10 protein-coding genes are annotated in these 17752 nt (G+C 66.1%); 8 read left to right on the plus strand and 2 right to left on the minus strand.

The window, feature by feature from the left end; genetic code table 11:
* The first annotated feature begins 1 nt into the window (after window position 1).
* From PMI20_RS14615 to PMI20_RS14640, 6 genes are all read left to right on the plus strand, one after another.
* Window positions 2–1357, plus strand: coding sequence for a TolC family outer membrane protein (locus tag PMI20_RS14615; RefSeq protein ID WP_007922774.1), 1356 nt, complete (start codon window positions 2–4; stop codon window positions 1355–1357).
* A 72-nt stretch (window positions 1358–1429) separates the two neighbouring features.
* The gene (gene eprS, locus PMI20_RS14620) at window positions 1430–4417 is read left to right on the plus strand and encodes an autotransporter serine peptidase EprS (RefSeq protein WP_007922772.1); all 2988 of its coding nucleotides are present in this window, start codon (window positions 1430–1432) and stop codon (window positions 4415–4417) included.
* A gap of 197 nt (window positions 4418–4614) precedes the next feature.
* Complete coding sequence (locus PMI20_RS14625; protein ID WP_007922771.1) at window positions 4615–7698, plus strand: autotransporter serine protease; 3084 nt, start codon at window positions 4615–4617, stop codon at window positions 7696–7698.
* A gap of 37 nt (window positions 7699–7735) precedes the next feature.
* Entirely contained in the window at window positions 7736–9436 is a 1701-nt protein-coding gene (locus PMI20_RS14630) for a polyurethane esterase (protein WP_007922770.1), read from the plus strand.
* A 106-nt stretch (window positions 9437–9542) separates the two neighbouring features.
* Complete coding sequence (locus tag PMI20_RS14635) at window positions 9543–11396, plus strand: polyurethane esterase (protein ID WP_007922769.1); 1854 nt, start codon at window positions 9543–9545, stop codon at window positions 11394–11396.
* Window positions 11397–11707: 311 nt separating this feature from the next.
* Window positions 11708–12100: a hypothetical protein gene (locus PMI20_RS14640; RefSeq protein ID WP_007922768.1), complete on the plus strand. Its 393-nt coding sequence runs from the start codon at window positions 11708–11710 to the stop codon at window positions 12098–12100.
* 20 nt (window positions 12101–12120) lie between these two features.
* Here PMI20_RS14640 and PMI20_RS14645 read toward each other — a convergent pair whose 3' ends face one another.
* Window positions 12121–12345 carry a YgdI/YgdR family lipoprotein gene (locus tag PMI20_RS14645; RefSeq protein WP_007922767.1) on the minus strand — a complete coding sequence of 75 codons (225 nt, stop codon included), beginning with the start codon at window positions 12343–12345 and terminating at the stop codon, window positions 12121–12123.
* Between the two features lie 218 nt (window positions 12346–12563).
* Here PMI20_RS14645 and PMI20_RS14650 point away from each other — a divergent pair, with 218 nt between their 5' ends.
* Together PMI20_RS14650 and PMI20_RS14655 are read left to right on the plus strand one after the other, a co-directional pair.
* Window positions 12564–14216, plus strand: coding sequence for a VRR-NUC domain-containing protein (locus PMI20_RS14650; RefSeq protein ID WP_007922765.1), 1653 nt, complete (start codon window positions 12564–12566; stop codon window positions 14214–14216).
* Entirely contained in the window at window positions 14213–16501 is a 2289-nt protein-coding gene (locus tag PMI20_RS14655; protein ID WP_284173145.1) for an ATP-dependent DNA helicase, read from the plus strand. The genes PMI20_RS14650 and PMI20_RS14655 overlap by 4 nt, the downstream gene beginning before the upstream one ends.
* Here PMI20_RS14655 and PMI20_RS14660 read toward each other — a convergent pair.
* The gene (locus tag PMI20_RS14660; RefSeq protein ID WP_007929100.1) at window positions 16486–17694 is read right to left on the minus strand and encodes a serine hydrolase domain-containing protein; all 1209 of its coding nucleotides are present in this window, start codon (window positions 17692–17694) and stop codon (window positions 16486–16488) included. The two genes, PMI20_RS14655 and PMI20_RS14660, sit on opposite strands and share 16 nt — an antisense overlap.
* Window positions 17695–17752 lie beyond the last annotated feature (58 nt).

Here is a 17752-nt window from a genome sequence, read left to right on the forward strand (position 1 = left end):
GATGTTCCGTCGCATGAGTCAGTTTTCCATCTTCGGAGCCACAGTCGCTTTACTGGTATGCACCCACGCCCAGGCCATGGGGCCGTTCCAGGTCTATGAACAGGCCTTGCGCAACGACCCGGTGTTCCTCGGCGCGATCAAGGAGCGCGATGCCGGCCTGGAGAACCGCATCATTGGCCGCGCCGGGCTGCTGCCGAAACTCAACTACAGCTACAACAAGGGCCGCAACAACTCCCAGGCCACCGTGCCCGACGGCCGCGGCGGCACCAGCCACGATGACCGCAACTACGACAGCTACGGCTCCACCTTCACCCTGCAACAGCCACTGATCGACTACGAGGCCTATGCCTCCTACCGCAAGGGCGTGGCCCAGGCGTTGTTCGCCGACGAGAACTTTCGTGGCAAGAGCCAGGAGCTGCTGGTGCGGGTGCTGACCTACTACACCCAGGCGCTGTTCGCCCAGGACCAGATCGAGATCGCCCAGGCCAAGAAGAAGGCCTTCGAGCAGCAGTTCCAGCAGAACGAGCACATGTTTCGCCAGGGCGAGGGCACCCGCACCGACATCCTCGAAGCGGAGTCGCGCTACGAGCTGGCCACCGCCGAAGAGATCGAGGCCCGCGACGAGCAGGACGCGGCGCTGCGCGAGCTGGGCGCGTTGATCGGCGTGCCGACCGTGGACATCCGCGACCTCGACCCACTGCGCGAGCGTTTCGAGTCCTTCACCCTGTCGCCGGCCAACTACGACGCCTGGCATGAGCTGGCGATCAGCAACAACCCGAACCTGGCCTCCCAGCGCCAGGCCGTGGAAGTGGCGCGTTACGAGATCGAGCGCAACCGCGCCGGCCATCTGCCGCGGCTCAGCGCCTATGCCACCTCGCGCCGGGTCGAGTCGGAAAGCGGCAACACCTACAACCAGCGCTACGACACCAACACCATCGGCATCGAAATCAGCATGCCGCTGTACGCCGGTGGCGGGGTCTCGGCGGCCACCCGCCAGGCCAGCCGGACCATGGAACAGGCCGAGTACGAACTGGATTCGCAGACCCGCACCACCCTGATCGAACTGCGGCGCCAGTTCAGCGCCTGCCTGTCCGGGGTCAGCAAGCTGCGGGCTTATCAGAAGGCGCTGACCTCGGCCGAGGCCCTGGTGATCTCGACCAAGCAGAGCATCCTTGGCGGTGAACGGGTCAACCTCGACGCGCTGAACGCCGAACAGCAGCTGTACACCACGCGCCGCGACCTGGCGCAGGCCCGTTACGACTATTTGATGGCCTGGACCAAGTTGCACTACTACGCAGGCACCCTGCGTGAAGACGACCTGGCCCGGGTCGACGAAGCCTTCAGGCCCGGCTCATGAACTGACAAAAAGGCGGCCGCGGGCGGCCCGACCTGACATTTTCGACAAAAACAAAAAACGAGAAGTCATCACATGGATAGACGCTTTTATCAGCTCAAGGCGCTGAGTCGCCGCTCGTTGCTCGCTTGCTCCACGCTGTCGGCGGTAGCACTGCCCGGTATGGCCCAGGCGCAGTACCAGGAAACCGGCCAGTTGGGGGTGCCGGCCAGCTGGCAATCGGCCGAATACACCCAGGACTGGGGCCTGGAGCGCATGCGCGCCAGCTCCGCCTATGCCGCCGGCATCACCGGCAGCGGGGTGAAGATCGGTGCCCTCGACTCGGGCTTCGACGCCAGCCATGGCGAAGCCTCGCCCGAGCGCTTCCACGGGGTCACCGCCACCGGCACCTATGTCGATGGCACGCCGTTCAGCGTCTCCGGGGTGCTCAACGGCAACAACGACAGCCATGGCACCCATGTCACCGGCACCATGGGCGCGGCCCGCGACGGCGTTGGCATGCACGGCGTGGCCTTCAATGCCCAGGTCTACGTGGGCAACACCAACAAGAACGACAGCTTCCTGTTCGGCCCGACCCCGGACCCGCAGTACTTCAAGGCGGTGTACGGCGCCCTGGCGGATGCCGGGGTGCGCGCCATCAACAACAGCTGGGGCAGCCAGCCGCCGGGTGTCAGCTACCAGACCCTGGGCGACCTGCACGCCGCCTATGCCCAGCACTATGGCCAGGGCACCTGGCTGGACGCGGCGGCCGATATCTCGCGCCAGGGCGTGATCAACGTGTTCAGCGCCGGTAACAGCGGTTACGCCAACGCCAGCGTGCGCGCGGCGCTGCCGTACTTCCAGCCGGAGCTGGAAGGCCACTGGCTGGCGGTGTCTGGCCTGGATGCGAACAACCAGCAGCGCTACAACCAGTGCGGCATCGCCAAGTACTGGTGCGTGGCCGCGCCCGGGCGGCTGATCTCCAGCACCGTGCCCGGCGGCGGTTACGCCACCAAGTCCGGCACCTCGATGGCCGCGCCCCATGCCACGGGCGCGCTGGCCCTGGTGATGGAGCGTTATCCCTACATGAATAACCAGCAGGCCCTGGAGGTGCTGCTGACCACCGCCACCCAGTTGGACGGCTCGATCACCGAGGCGCCCACCAGCCTGGTCGGCTGGGGCGTGCCCAACCTGGAGCGGGCCATGCACGGTCCCGGGCAGTTGCTGGGATCGTTCGACGCCAACCTGGGTGCCGGGCAGGGCGATGTCTGGAGCAACGACATCTCGGACAAGGCGCTGTTGCAGCGCCAGGGCGAGGACGCCGCCGAACACGCGGCCTGGCAACAGACCCTGAAGGACAAGGGCTGGGAAAACGGCCTCGGCGCCGGCGCCAGCCAGCAGGACAAGACCGACTACGCCGTCGGCATGGCCCGCGACGCGGCCGCCGCGCAGCGGGTGTACGAGGGCAGCCTGATCAAGTCCGGCGCCGGCTGGCTGGTGCTCAGCGGCAACAACAGCTATCGCGGCGCGACCACGGTCAACGGCGGCTTGCTGACAGTCAATGGCTCGCTGGCCTCCAGTGTCACGGTCAATGATGGCGGCACCCTCGGCGGTTCCGGACGGATCGGCGCGCTGCTGGCCAACAGCGGCGCCACCGTAGCGCCGGGCAACTCCATCGGCACCTTGCAGGTGGCGGGGGACGTGACCTTCCAGCCGGGCTCGACCTATGCGGTGGAGCTGTCGCCCACCAGCAGCGACCGCATCGTCGCTGGCGGCAAGGCCACCCTCAACGGCGCTGGGGTCACCCTGGCCCTGGAAAACAGCCCGCAGTTGCTCAGCCTGCAACAGACGCAAAGCCTGATCGGCAGCCAGTACCAGATCCTCCAGGCGGCGAACGGCATCGACGGGCGCTTCGGCTCGGTGGAGCCGAACTACCTGTTCCTCGGCGGCAGCCTCGATTATTCGGCCAGCAGCGTGCAGCTGAGCATCGGGCGTAACGCCACCTCGTTCGCCAGTGTCGGCCTGACCCCGAACCAGCGCTCGGTGGCGGCCGCCGCCGAGCAGCTGGGGGCGGGCAACCCGGTGTATGAAAGCCTGCTGCGCTCGCCGAGCGCCGGTGTGGCGCAACAGGCGTTCCAGCAGCTGTCCGGGGAAATCTACCCGGCGTTGGGTTCGATGCTGCTCAACGACAGCCGGCAGCTGCGCGATGCGGTCGGCGAGCGTCTGCAGGTCCCGGGCGCGGTGGTGCAGAGCGAGGGCAACCTCTGGCTCAAGGTGCTGGGCGCCTGGGGCAAGAACGACGGCAGCCACGACACCGAGGGCTACAACACGTCCATCGGCGGGTTGCTGCTGGGAGCCGATGGCGCGCTCAGCGACAGCACGCGCCTGGGCGCCTTCGCCGGCTATAGCGACAGCTCCCTGAGCATGGGCGGCGGCACCCATTCCAAGGCCTCGGTGGACAGCTATCACCTGGGCACCTACCTCGGCCACGAGCTGGGCGCCTGGCGCCTGAGCGCGGGCGCGGCGCACAGCTGGCATCGCGCCGACGTCAAGCGCGACCTGCAGTTCGGCGAAGTCAGCGGCAAGCAGAAAGCCAAGGTCGATGCCCGCACCAGCCAGGTCTTCGGCGAGGCGGCTTATCGCCTCGACCTGCCGGCGCTGGCCCTGGAACCGTTCGCCAACCTGGCCTACGTGCACCTGCACCGCGACAGCTTCAGCGAGAAGGGCGACGCCGCGGCGTTGAAAGGCGGCAGCGACAGTCGCAAAGCCGCACTCAGTACCCTCGGCCTGCGCGCCCTGAAAAGCCTCGAGCTGTCCGGGCAAACCCGCCTGGACCTTTCCGGCTCCCTGGGCTGGCAGCACAACCTGAGCAATACCCGGGCCGAGGAACACCTGGCCTTTGCTTCCGGCGGTACGCCGTTCAGCGTCGAAAGCACCTCGCTGCCGCGCAATGCCGCGCTGGTCGGCGCCCATGCCAGCCTGGCGCTGAGCCGGGACCTGCGCCTGAGCCTGGATTACAACGGCCAGCTGGCCAGCCGTGAGAAGAACCACGGGGCGGGGCTGAGCCTGAACTGGCAGTTCTGACCCGGCTTTTGACAGCGCCGTGTCGACGCAAGGTCGCGTCGACACGGCAGCCGCTATCGGTACAGCACGGCTCGTCGTTGGCGGGCCGGCTGTTCGGTAAAACCACCCGCGCCGGGTCTGGCGCGGCGTTTCCTCTAGCAAGGCGACTATTTCCAGTAAGGCAACTATTTCTAGCAAGGCAACTAAGGAAGGTACCGATGAAATACAGATTTACGGGGGCTGCTCCGGCGGCCAACAGCCTGGTGCGCGCCTCCTGCGGCGCTTTGATCTGTGGCCTGGCCGTGGCGGGTAACGCCCAGGCCGCGCCTTATGTCGAAAGCGGCCAGCCAGGCGATCCCGGCAGTTGGCGCAGTGCCGAGTTCAACGCCGAATGGGGCCTGGGGGCGATCCATGCTGAGCAGGCCTATGCCGCCGGTTATACCGGCAAGGGCGTCAAGCTGGGGATCTTCGACCAGCCGGTGTATGCCCAGCACCCGGAATTCAGCGGCAGCAACAAGGTGATCACCCTGGTCACCAGCGGCATCCGCGAATACACCGACCCTTACATTCCGGTCAAAGCCGGCGATGCCTTCCGTTATGACGGCACGCCCTCGGTGGGCTCCGACGGCAAGCTCGGCTCCCATGGCACCCATGTCGGCGGGATCGCCGCGGGCAGCCGCGACGGCGGGCCGATGCATGGCGTGGCCTTCGACGCGCAGATCATCAGCGCCGAAAACGGCGACCCGGGCCCCGAGGACGGGATCATTCTCGGCAACGACGGCGCGGTCTACCGGGCCGGCTGGGATGCCCTGGTGAACAGCGGCGCGCGGATCATCAACAACAGCTGGGGCATCGGCATCACCGACCGCTTCGACCAGGGCGGTCGCGACCCGGCCTTCCCGCATTTCACCGTGCAGGACGCGCAGTTGCAGTTCGATCAGATCCAGCCGCTGCTGGGCACCCGCCAGGGCGGCGCCTACAGCGGGGCGATCGACGCGGCCCGCGGTGGTGTGCTGACCATCTTCGCCGCCGGCAACGACTACAACCTGAACAACCCGGACGCCATCGCCGGCCTGGCCTATTTCGTGCCGGAAATCGCGCCGAACTGGATGACGGTGGCGGCCTTGCAGAAGAACCCGGACACCGCCAGCCCCAATCCCTACACCCTCAGCACCTTCTCCTCGCGCTGCGGCTATACCGCGAGCTTCTGCGTCTCGGCGCCGGGTACGCGGATCTACAGCGCGGTGATCGGCGGCACCAACCTGGACGACATGACCATCGGCTACGCCAACAAGAGCGGCACCTCGATGGCCGCGCCCCATGTGGCGGGCGCGGCGGCGGTGCTGATGGAGCGCTTTCCGTACATGAGCGCTTCGCAGATCGCCACGGTGCTCAGGACCACCGCCACCGACATGGGCGATCCGGGCATCGACGCGCTGTACGGCTGGGGCATGATCAACCTGCAAAAGGGCATCGACGGCCCGGGCATGTTCGTCACCGAAGCGGACATCCCCCAGGAGTTCCGGGTCGAAGGCGCCTACGGCTCCGGCCAGTTCGTGGTCGACCTGCCCGGCATCGGCGCCGTGGTGGATGCCGGCAAACCCACCGAACGCCTGTGCACTGGCCTGTCTTGCGGCCTGGATGTCTGGCGCAACGACATTTCCGGACACGGCGGCCTGACCAAGCAGGGTATCGGCACCCTGGTGCTGACCGGCAACAACAGCTACAGCGGCCCGACCCTGGTCAATCAGGGACGCCTGGCAATCAACGGTTCGCTGGCCTCGGCGGTGACGGTCAATGACAGCGGCATTCTCGGCGGCAACGGGCGCATCGCCGCGCTGACCGCCAACCGTGGCGGTACCGTGGCGCCGGGCAACTCGATCGGCACCTTGCAGGTGGCGGGCGACGTGACCCTGCAACCGGGCTCGACCTACGCGGTGGAGCTGTCGCCCACCAGCAGCGACCAGATAGTCGCTGGCGGCAAGGCCACCGTCGAAGGGGCCAATGTGACCCTGGCCCTGGAGAACAGCCCGACCCTGCTCAGTGCCCGCGAGGCGCAAAGCCTGCTCGGCCGGCAATACAACATCCTGCAGGCGGCCGGTGGCATCGACGGTCGTTTCGCTTCGATCGCGCCGAACTACCTGTTCCTCGGTGGCAACCTCGATTACACCGCCACCGGCGTGCAGTTGCAGGTCGCGCGTAACGCCACGTCCTTCAGCGACGTCGGCCTGACCCCGAACCAGCGTTCCGTGGCGGCTGCCGCCGAGCGACTGGGGGCGAGCAATCCGGTGTACGAAAGCCTGCTGCTGTCGGAGAACGCCGCCAGCGCGCAACAAGCCTTCCAGCAACTGACCGGGGAGATCCATCCAGCCATCGGCACGCTGCTGATCAACGACAGTCGCCAGCTGCGCGATGCGGTGGGCGACCGTCTGCGTCAGGACGGCCTGCTCGATTCGTCGGCGCCCGCGGCCAGCGACAACAATGTGTGGTTCAAGGTGCTGGGGGCCTGGGGCAAGGCCGATGGCGGTTATGACCATGCCGACTACACCACCTCGATCGGCGGTCTGCTCGCCGGGGTCGATGGCTTGATCGCCGAGGACACCCGTCTTGGCCTGTTCACCGGCTACAGCGACAGTTCCCTGAGCATGGGCGACGGCACCCATTCCTCGGCCTCGGTGGACAGCTATCACCTGGGTGCCTACCTGGGTCATCAGCTGGATGCCGTGCGCCTGAGCGTCGGTGGTTCCTACAGCTGGCATCGCATCGATGTGAAGCGTGACCTGCAATACGGCGAGTTCTCGGACCGGCAGAAGGTCAAGCGCGACGCCCAGACCGCCCAACTGTTCACCGAAGCAGCGTGGCAAGTGGCGCTGCCAGGTGTGGCTCTGGAGCCCTTCGTCAACCTGGCTTACGTGCATGTGGGCAGCGACAGCTTCCGCGAAAAAGGCGGGGCCACCGCCCTGCGCAGTGGCGATGACAACCGCGACGCGGTGCTCTCGACCCTCGGCCTGCGGGCCAGCAAACGCTTCGCCCTGTCCGATGCCCGGCAGCTGGAACTGGCCGGCACCCTCGGCTGGCAGCACAACCTGAGCGACACCCATTCGGACCAGCACCTGGCTTTTGCCAATGGTGGTTCGTTCAACATACAGAGCGTTGCGCTGGATCGTAACGCCGCTGTGGTCGGGGCTCGCGCCGGCCTGTTGCTGGGGCGCGATACCCGGGTAAACCTGGACTACAACGGCCTGCTGGGTTCTCGGGACAAGAGTCACGGGGTCGGCCTGACCCTGGACTGGCAGTTCTGAGGCCTGCGGGCCAATGACCATAAGAGTGAGACACAACATGGGTGTATTCGATTACCGGAGTTTCAAGGGCGAGGCGGGCAAGGCGCTGTACAGCGATGCCCTGGCGTTGACGCTCTACGCCTACACGCCCACCGGGCAGCCGTTGGCGTCGGGCTGGACGGCGATTGGTGCCGAGCGGCTGGGGTACCAGGGCAAGGTCGGGCCCCAGGGCACCTTCTTCGGCGAGCAGCCAGGCTTTACCAGCGCCGAAGTGGAGGTGCTGGGGCGTTACGACGAGGCTGGCAAGTTGCTGTCGATCGGCATCGCCTTTCGCGGCACCGGCGGCCTGGGCTTGAGCGATACCCTGGGCGACATCAAGAACAACCTGCTGGCGGCGGTCGGGCCGGTGGGTTATGCGGCGAACTACAGCAAGAATGCCTTCGACAAGCTGTTCGCCAGCGTCGCCGAGTTCGCCAAGGCCCAGGGCCTGAGCGGCCAGGATGTACTGGTCAGCGGCCACAGCCTGGGCGGCCTGGGGGTCAACAGCCTGGCCGAGCTGAGCGGCGAGCACTGGGGCGGTTTCTACGCTGACGCCCGCTATGTGGCGTTCGCCTCGCCGACCCAGAGCCCGGGGGACAAGGTGCTGAACATCGGCTACGAAAACGATCCGGTGTTCAGGGTGCTCGACGGTACCACCTTCAACGCGTCGTCCCTGGGCAGCCATGACCAGTTCCAGGCGTCGGCGACCAACAACATCGTCAACTTCAACGAGCACTACGCGTCGACCCTGGAGAACCTGCTGCCGCAGAGCATCCTCAACCCGCTGTCGTGGAAGGCCCACGGTTCCGCAGGTTACGCCGATGGCTTGAACCGGGTGGTGGATTCGGCGTTCTACGACCTGACCAGCAAGGACTCGACCCTGATCGTCTCTACCTTGTCCGAGGCCAATCGGGGCAAGACCTGGGTCGAGGACCTCAACCGCAACGCCGAACCGCACAAGGGCAGCACCTTTATCTTCGGCACCGACGGCAGCGACCTGCTCAAGGGCGGACGCGGCAACGACTTCATCGAGGGCCGCGACGGCAACGACACCTTCCGCGACGCAGGCGGCTACAACATCCTGCTGGGTGGCAAGGGGCATAACGTCTTCGACCTGCAGCAGTCGCTGGGCAAGTTCAGCGTGGTCAACGATGGTGACGGCACCCTGTACGTGCGCGATGCCTATGACGGCATCAGCATGACCCGCGATATCGGCGCGCTGGTGAGCAAGGAGCCGGGTTTCGCCTGGGGCCTGTTCAGCAAGGAGGTGACCCACAGCGTGACCGACCAGGGCCTGCTGGCCGGCAACCAGTTGACTCACTACAACCATTCGCTCAATGGCGACGCCTACGGCAATGCGCTGGTGGCCAGCGTCGACGGCGACTGGCTGTTCGGTCACGGCGGCGACGATGTGCTGCGCAGCGACAAGAGCGACGTGACCTTTGTCGGCGGCGCCGGCAACGATGTCATGTACTCCAGCGGCGGCGGGGCCAACACCTTCCTGTTCAGCGGCGCCTTCGGCTTCGACGCGATCCATGGCTACCAGGGCAGCGACAAGCTGGTGTTCATGGGCGTGGCGGGCGCGGGGCAGGGCTACGACTACACGCAGCACCTGTTCCAGAACGGCCAGGACACCTTGCTCAGCGTCGGCGACTACGCCGTGACGCTGGTCGGGGTCGCGCCGGACAGTCTCGCCGCAGGGGGGATCGTCTTCGCCTAGATAAGAGCGGCAAAAGGCATTGCACTAAGGGCGGGGCGTCTGTTGAGGGCGTCCCGTTCGCGTGAGCTATCTCGAATAAAGTTCAACAACAAAGAGAGGCAATACCATGGGTGTGTATGACTACAAAAACCTCGGCACAGAAGACTCAAAGGCGCTGTTTTCCGATGCGCTGGCGATCACGCTGTATTCCTACCACAACCTCGACAACGGTTTTTCCGCCGGCTATCAGCAGTACGGCTTCGGCCTCGGCCTGCCGGCGACCCTGGTGACGGGGCTGATCGGCAGCAGCGACTCGCAAGGGGTGATTCCCGGGCTGCCCTGGAACCCCGACTCGGAGAAGGCCGCGCTGGAGGCGGTGCAAAAGGCCGGCTGGACACCGATCGGCGCTTCCCAGCTGGGCTACGACGGCAAGACCGACTTCAGGGGCACCTACTACGGGGAAAAGGCCGGCTACACCACCGCCCAGGCGGAAGTGCTCGGCAAGTACGACGATCAGGGCCACCTGACCTCCATCGGCATTGCCTTTCGCGGCACCAGCGGTCCCCGTGAATCGGTGATCGGCGACTCCATCGGCGATGTGATCAACGACCTGCTGGCGGCGTTCGGGCCCAGGGACTACGCGAAAAACTACGCCGGCGAAGCCTTCGGCAAACTGCTCGCCGATGTCGCGGCCTTCGCCCAGGCCAATGGCCTGACGGGCAAAGACATCCTGGTCAGCGGCCATAGCCTCGGCGGCCTGGCGGTCAACAGCCTGGCGGACCTGAGTGGCGATCACTGGTCGGGGTTCTACCAGGATGCCAGCTACGTCGCCTACGCCTCGCCGACCCAGAGCGCGGGGGACAAGGTGCTGAATATCGGCTACGAAAACGATCCGGTGTTCCGCGCCCTCGACGGCTCTTCGTTCAACCTGGCATCCCTCGGCGTGCACGACACGGCGCAGGAGTCGGCGACCAACAACATCGTCAGTTTCAACGACCATTACGCCTCGGCGGCCTGGAACCTGCTGCCGTTCTCCATCCTGAATATCCCGACCTGGCTGTCGCACCTGCCCACCGGCTACGGCGACGGCATGACACGGATCCTCGAGTCGAAGTTCTACGACCTGACGAGCAAGGACTCGACCATCATCGTCGCCAACCTGTCGGACCCGGCGCGGGCCACCACCTGGGTCCAGGACCTCAACCGCAATGCCGAAACCCACAAGGGCAGCACCTTTATCATCGGCACCGACAGCAACGACCTGATCCAGGGCGGCCAGGGCAACGACTACCTCGAAGGCCGCGCCGGCAACGATACCTTTCGCGATGCCGGCGGCTACAACATCCTGCTGGGCGGGCAGGGCCACAACACCCTGGACCTGCAGCAGTCGGTGAAGAACTTCAGTTTCGCCAACGACGGCGCCGGCACCCTGTATGTGCGCGATGCCAATGGCGGCATCAGCATCACCCGCGATATCGGCGCGATCACCAGCAAGGAGCCGGGGTTCCTCTGGGGCCTGTTCAAGGACGATGTGACCCACAGCGTCACCGACAAGGGCCTGCTGGCGGGGAGCAACCTGACCCAGTACGCCGCTTCGGTGAAGGGCGACGCCGCGGCCAATACCCTGACCGCCCACGCCGGCGGCGACTGGCTGTTCGGCCTGGACGGCGATGACCACCTGATTGGCGGCCAGGGTAACGATGTGCTGGTCGGCGGCGCGGGCAACGACCTGCTGCAGGCGGGCGGGGGCAGCAATACCTTGCTGTTCAGCGGCAACTTCGGCCAGGACCGGGTGCTGGGTTACCAGAGCAGCGACAAACTGGTGTTCCTCGGCGTCGCAGGCGTGGTCGCCAACGACGACTTCCGCGCCCACGCCAGCACCGTGGGCAACGATACCCTGCTGACCTTTGGCGGCGACTCGGTGACCCTGGTAGGGGTGAGCCTGGACAGCCTCAACGGTGCGAGCATCACCATCGCCTGAAGCCCGACCGCGCGGGGTGGCGAGTTTTGCCTCGCGCGGTCACGGGTTTGCCTTTGTGTGTCCCTCGACCGCACTTTTTTCGCCAAAACCAAGGGTATTTGCCCAAAGGGTGACCCGCCAGCCTGGAAGTGACTCCAATACCTGCCCCTGTGACACAGCGCTCGATAAAACATCGGCCTGTCGCCAGGCGGGTGGATGCCGCGTGCGCGCTCCGGGCCCTTAAAGTCCGCGGGGGCTTGCGCGTTATCAAGGCAGGCAGCCGCTGCCGAGGCTCATTCAATGGCAACAGTGAACAGTAGGAGAAACACAAGGTGAGTGATAACCAGAGGTATGGCATCGGTCTGGCGCTGGTCCTGATGGCGGGCAGCGCAATGGCCGAGGACTTGCCTCAGCAGTCGATCCTCAAGCGCTACGGCGTGACCCCGGACCAGCTACCGGCCGCCGCGCAGGCCACCGAAAAAGAAGTGCAGCCCGAACCGGGCAGCCGCTTTCATATCGACGCGGAGCGGCCTTGGGCGAGCGTGACCCTGGGGGAGGGTAAAAAGCCTGAAGCCACCGGCAATATCAGCATCGATAATGCGGCGGCCCGGGAGTTCGAGCGGTGTCAGCGGGTGCGTGGCGAACTGCAGAAGCGCGGGGAACAGCACTACATTTCCTGCGATAACAGCGTGCCGGGGCAGAACTCGGCACCCTGGTCGCCCTGAGGGCGACCGGGTTCGATCGGTCAGTCTTCTTGGCGGACGGTGGCGACATCGGCCGCCTTGATGCGGATTTTCTTGCCGGCGATGTCTTCGAATTCGTAGAACCCGTCGGCGGTCTTGGCGTTAGGCATGTCCTTGGTCAGGTATTGCGTGCCGTTCTGCAGTGTCACCACGGTTGGCGAGGCACAGCCGCCCAGTGCCAGGAAGGCTGCGACGGCCAACGGCAGGCCCAGGTATTTGACGTTCATAGACAAACCTCTCTTCATGAATCTCTGTGAGTCCACCCATGATTGGCGGCTCGCGACTATATGGCTATCCGCCCTTGGTGTGATTAACCGCAAGAAAGTTCTGCGGCCCCGTAAAAAAACCTGTAACGCCACTTATCCAATAGTGTTTGCCAGGGCAGGTCGGCAGCTGTTATCTGTATGCATAACCAGTATCAACCTCTTTGCGGCGCGCTTGTCCTGTGACTTCCAACCCTCTGGAAAACCCTCTTTATTACCTGCACAACTTCCAGCAGGTGCTGGCGTGGCTCAAGCTGCGCTACGCCGATGTGCTGTCACCCGAAGAGCGTAGCTTCATCGACGACTTCTCGACGCTGGCCCAGCCATCCCAGGCCCTGCTGGTGCGCATGATCATGCGCAAAGGCTGTCATTTTCGCACGTCCCGGCTGGTCTATGAAGAAATTGGCGATACTCGCGCGGCCGTCGCGCCGCTGGTGCGCCTGGGCTGGGTCGACGAGCAGGCGCCGCTGACCCTGGAAGAGCTGTTCAACCTGTTGCAGAAGGCGGAGATCCTCCACGTTTTTCGCGCGCAAATCGAGCAGCCGAAGGCCCGCAAGTCCGACTGGCTGGCCGCCTTGGCGCCGTTGTTCGACGAGCCGCGGAGCCTGGGCCAATGGTGCCCGGATCTGGAGGACGGGGTGTGCAGCCTGACGGTCATGGCGCTGTGCGATCGCCTGCGCCTGATGTTCTTCGGCAACCTGCACCAGGACTGGTCGGAGTTCGTGCTGGCCGACCTGGGCATCTTCACCTACGAGAAGGTCGAGTTTCGCGACGACGCCCGGGCGCTGCGCAGCCGCGCCGACGTCGAGGGTTTCCTGTACCTGGAGGACTGTCGGCAGCATTTTGAAAACGGCGCGGCGCTGCAGGAGGTGCTGGCGAGCATCCAGGCGTTCGCCAGCGACAATCCCTGGTTGCAGCGGCGCCGGGCCAAGCTGCTGTTCCTGCTGGGGCAGCATTGCGAGCGGCTAGCAGAATGGCCGCTGGCGGCCGCCATCTACCAGGCCTGCGCCGATCCCGGGGCGAGAGCGCGGCTGATCCGCGTCTTCGAGCGCAGCGGCGATTACCCGCAGGCGCTGGCCCTGGCCGAGGCGGCGGCACTGGCCCCGCACAACGCGGCCGAGCAGCAGCAACTGCTGCGGCTGCTGCCCAGGTTGCGGCGCAAGCTCGGCGGCCCGGCCACGCCGCGCGGCGGCACCCAGCCGACGCTGCGCCTGGACCTCAGCCTGCCGCGGGTCGATCCGGTGCTGTCGGTGGAATTCCATGTGCAGGCTCATCTCCACGAGGAGCGGGCGCCGGTGCACTACGCGGAGAACAGCCTGATCAATTCGCTGTTCGGGCTGCTCTGCTGGCCGGCGATCTTCGCGCCGTTGCCCGGGGCGTTCTTCCACCCGTTCCAGCGCGGTCCGGCCGACCTGTTGAGCGAGGACTTCCACAGCCGTCGCGCCGAACTGTTCCAGGCCTGCCTGGCGGAGCTGGATGACGGGCGTTATGCGCAGACCATCCGCCAGCGCTACCTCGACAAGTGGGGCGTGCAGTCGCCTTTCGTGTTCTGGGGCGTCCTCGACGAAGAATTGCTGGAGCAGGCACTGGCCTGCCTGCCGGCCGAGCACCTCAAGCACTGGTTCGAGCGCCTGCTGCAGGACATCAAGGCCAACCGCGCCGGCATGCCGGACCTGATCCAGTTCTGGCCGCAGCAGAAAACCTACCGCATGATCGAGGTCAAGGGCCCTGGCGACCGCCTGCAGGACAACCAGCTGCGCTGGCTGGAGTTCTGCCGGCAGCACCAGATGCCGGTGGCGGTCTGCTACGTGCAATGGGCGGAGCAGGACGGGTGAATTACCGCATCGCGGTACGGGCGCTGTGCGAATTCACCGCCAAGGTCGGCGACCTCGACCTGCGCTTCACCCCGTCGCCCACCGCGCTGGAAGGCATCCAGGGCCATCGCACGGTGGCGGCGCGGCGCGGCGCGAACTATCGGAGCGAGGTGCCCCTCGAAGGCAGCTTCGGCGCGTTGACGGTCAAGGGCAGGGCGGACGGCTACGACCCGGACGCCAACCTGTTGGAAGAGGTCAAGACCTACCGCGGCGACCTGGAGCGCATGCCGGCCAACCATCGCCAGTTGCATTGGGCCCAGGCGAAGGTCTATGGCTGGCTGCTGTGCCAGCAGTTGCAGTTGAGCAGCATCCGTCTGGCGCTGGTGTATTTCGACATCCTCAGCGAGCACGAGACGTCGCTGGTGGAAGAGCACGAGGCCCAGGCCCTGGAGCAGTTCTTCAACCGCCAATGCAGCCTGTTCCTGCAGTGGGCCGAGCAGGAGCTGGCCCACAGGCACGCCCGCGACCAGGCCATGGCGGCGCTGGGTTTCCCCCATCCCGACTTCCGTCCCGGGCAGCGCGCGCTGGCCGAGTCGGTGTACAAGGCGGTGAGCACCGGGCGCTGCCTGATGGCCCAGGCGCCGACCGGGATCGGCAAGACCCTGGGCACGGTGTTTCCCATGCTCAAGGCGATGCCGGGGCAGCAGCTGGACAAGCTGTTCTTCCTCACCGCCAAGACCCCGGGACGCAAACTGGCGCTGGATGCCGCCCAGGTGCTGTTCGAACGCAGCCCCGGGATGCCGTTGCGGGTGCTGGAACTGGTGGCGCGGGACAAGGCCTGCGAGCACCCGGAGCTGGCCTGTCATGGCGAGTCCTGCCCGCTGGCCAAGGGTTTCTACGACCGTCTGCCGGTGGCGCGGCAGGCGGCGAGCCAGCGATCCTTGCTGGACCAGCAGGCGCTGCGCGAGATCGCCCTGGCGCATGGGCTGTGCCCGTATTACCTGAGCCAGGAAATGGCCCGCTGGAGCGATCTGCTGGTGGCGGACTACAACTACTACTTCGATTTCAGCGCCTTGCTGTTCGGCCTGGCGCAGGCCAACCAATGGAAGGTCGCCGCGCTGGTGGACGAAGCGCACAACCTGGTGGAGCGCGGGCGCTCGATGTACAGCGCCAGCCTCGACCAGTACCAGTTGAACGCCGTGCGCCAGGTTTCCCCGGAGCCGCTGAAGAAGCCGCTGCAACGGCTCAACCGCGAATGGAATGCCCTGCACAAGGAACAGCTGCGGCCGTACCAGGCCTACGATCAGGCGCCGGCCCCGTTGCTCAAGGCGCTGTCGCTGTGTATCTCGGCGATCGGCGATTACCTGGGCGACCACCCGCAAGGGCTGGACAGCCGGTTGCAGGGCTTCTATTTCGATGCCCTGCAATTCGCCCGGGTGGCCGAACTGTTCGATGGGCAGTTCCTGTTCGATATCAGCAAGCGCGAACTCAATGCCCGGCGCAGCCTGTCCGAGCTGTGCCTGCGCAACGTGGTGCCGGCGGGTTTCCTCGCGCCGCGGCTGAGCGCCGCGCGCAGTACGGTGCTGTTCTCGGCGACCCTCAACCCCTGGCATTACTACCGCGACCTGCTGGGGCTGCCGGAGACCACGGTGTGGGTGGACGTGGAGTCGCCGTTCAGTGCCGCGCAGCTGGACGTGCACATCGTCAGCCGGATCTCCACCCGTTTCGCCCATCGCCAGGCGTCCCTGGCGCCCATCGTCGAGCTGATCGCCAGCCAGTTCCGCCAGCGCCCTGGCAACTACCTGGCGTTCTTCAGCAGCTTCGATTACTTGCAGCAGGTGGCCAGCCTGCTGGCCGAACAGCACCCGGATATTCCTCTGTGGCAACAGTCGCGCGGGATGGATGAAGGGCAACGCCAGGGGTTTCTCGAGCGCTTCGACGCCGATGGCCAGGGGGTGGGTTTCGCCGTGCTGGGCGGGGCGTTCGGCGAGGGCATCGACCTGCCGGGTTCGCGGCTGATCGGCGCCTTTATCGCCACCCTCGGCCTGGCCCAGCTGAACCCGGTGAATGAGCAGATGAAACAGCGCATGGCGGCGATTTTCGGCGCCGGTTACGACTACACCTACCTGTATCCCGGCCTGCAGAAGGTGGTGCAGGCCGCGGGCCGGGTGATTCGCAGCCAGCAGGACCGCGGTGTGGTGATGCTGATCGACGACCGGTTCGCCGATCCCCGGGTCCGGCAATTGCTGCCGGGCTGGTGGGCGCTCGACGCTCCGGGCGGCGAGATGCTTCAGGGCGCCGGGTAGGCGGCGTCGCGGATTTCCCGGGTGAAAGCTCCCGACATGCCCTCGAAGGCGGTGTTGGTCAGCGCCACCACGGTCAGCCTGGCCTGCGGGTCGACAAACCAGCTGTGGCCGTAGGCGCCGCCCCATTGCAGGGTGCCCCGGGATTGCGGGGTGCCGGCCAGGGCCGGATCGTCCAGTACCGCCCAGCCGTAGCCGAAGCCCCAGCCCGGCCCCTGGGTCTGCGCCTGGGCGCCGACCTGGTCGGTCATCATCGCCTGCACGCTGCGGGCGGAAAGCAGCGGGCCGCCACCCTGGCGCAAGGTGTCGAGAAAACGCGCCACGTCCATGGCGGTACCGGCCATGCCGGCGCCACCGGAAGGGTAGGCGCGCGGGTCGAAGATCCGCTTGAGGGAGAACAGCGTGGTGCTTTCGCCGACCCTGATCGCCGCCTCGTCCTGCATCCGGCTCGGCCGCGGACGGTCATCGCGGTACACCGCGCCGAGGCGGGCAGGGTCCTTGACCGAGAACGCGGTGTCGTTCATGTGCAAAGGCTGGGTGACCAGTTCCTCGGTCAGGGCCGGCAGGCTTTTGCCGCTGGCCTTTTCCAGCACGGCGCCGAGCACGTCGATGGCCATGGAATAGCGCCACTGTGTGCCCGGCGGATAACTCAAGGGCACGCTGGCAATGCGTTTGAGGTTGTCTTCCAGGCTCATGCCCGGCTCGGCCAGGCCATCCGACACCCCGGCCGTGCGATACGCCCCATGCTCGGCCTCGAGAAAGCCATAGCTCAGGCCGGCGGTGTGGGTGAGCAATTGCTTGAGGGTGATCGGCGGGTGGGTGCCATCGGCCAGCCCTGGGCGGAAATCCGCCAGCCATTGGCTGACCGTATCGTCCAGGGACAGCGTGCCCTGTTCCACCAGGCGCATGGCGACCACGGACACCATGGGCTTGGTGATAGAGGCCAGGCGCAGGATGGTGTCGCCGGTCATGGGCCGGGCCGCCTCCCGATCGGCGAAACCGGCGGCGCGCTGGTACACCACCTGGCCGTCGCGCATCACCACCACCACGGTGCCGACGATCCGCTGTTCGCCGATGGCGCGTTCGATGGCCGTGTCCATGCGCCTGCCGAGCTCCTCGTCCGGCGTGGCGGCGCTGGCCAGCGAAGCGCCGAGGGTGGCGGCCAGGGCGAGCAGGCCTTTATGGGGTCGATCCATGGGGAGAGCCTCTATAATCACAATGTCCGCTATGATTAACCGGCATTCGTTCTAATTT

The organism is Pseudomonas sp. GM17 (assembly GCF_000282175.2).
Taxonomy (GTDB): domain Bacteria; phylum Pseudomonadota; class Gammaproteobacteria; order Pseudomonadales; family Pseudomonadaceae; genus Aquipseudomonas; species Aquipseudomonas chlororaphis.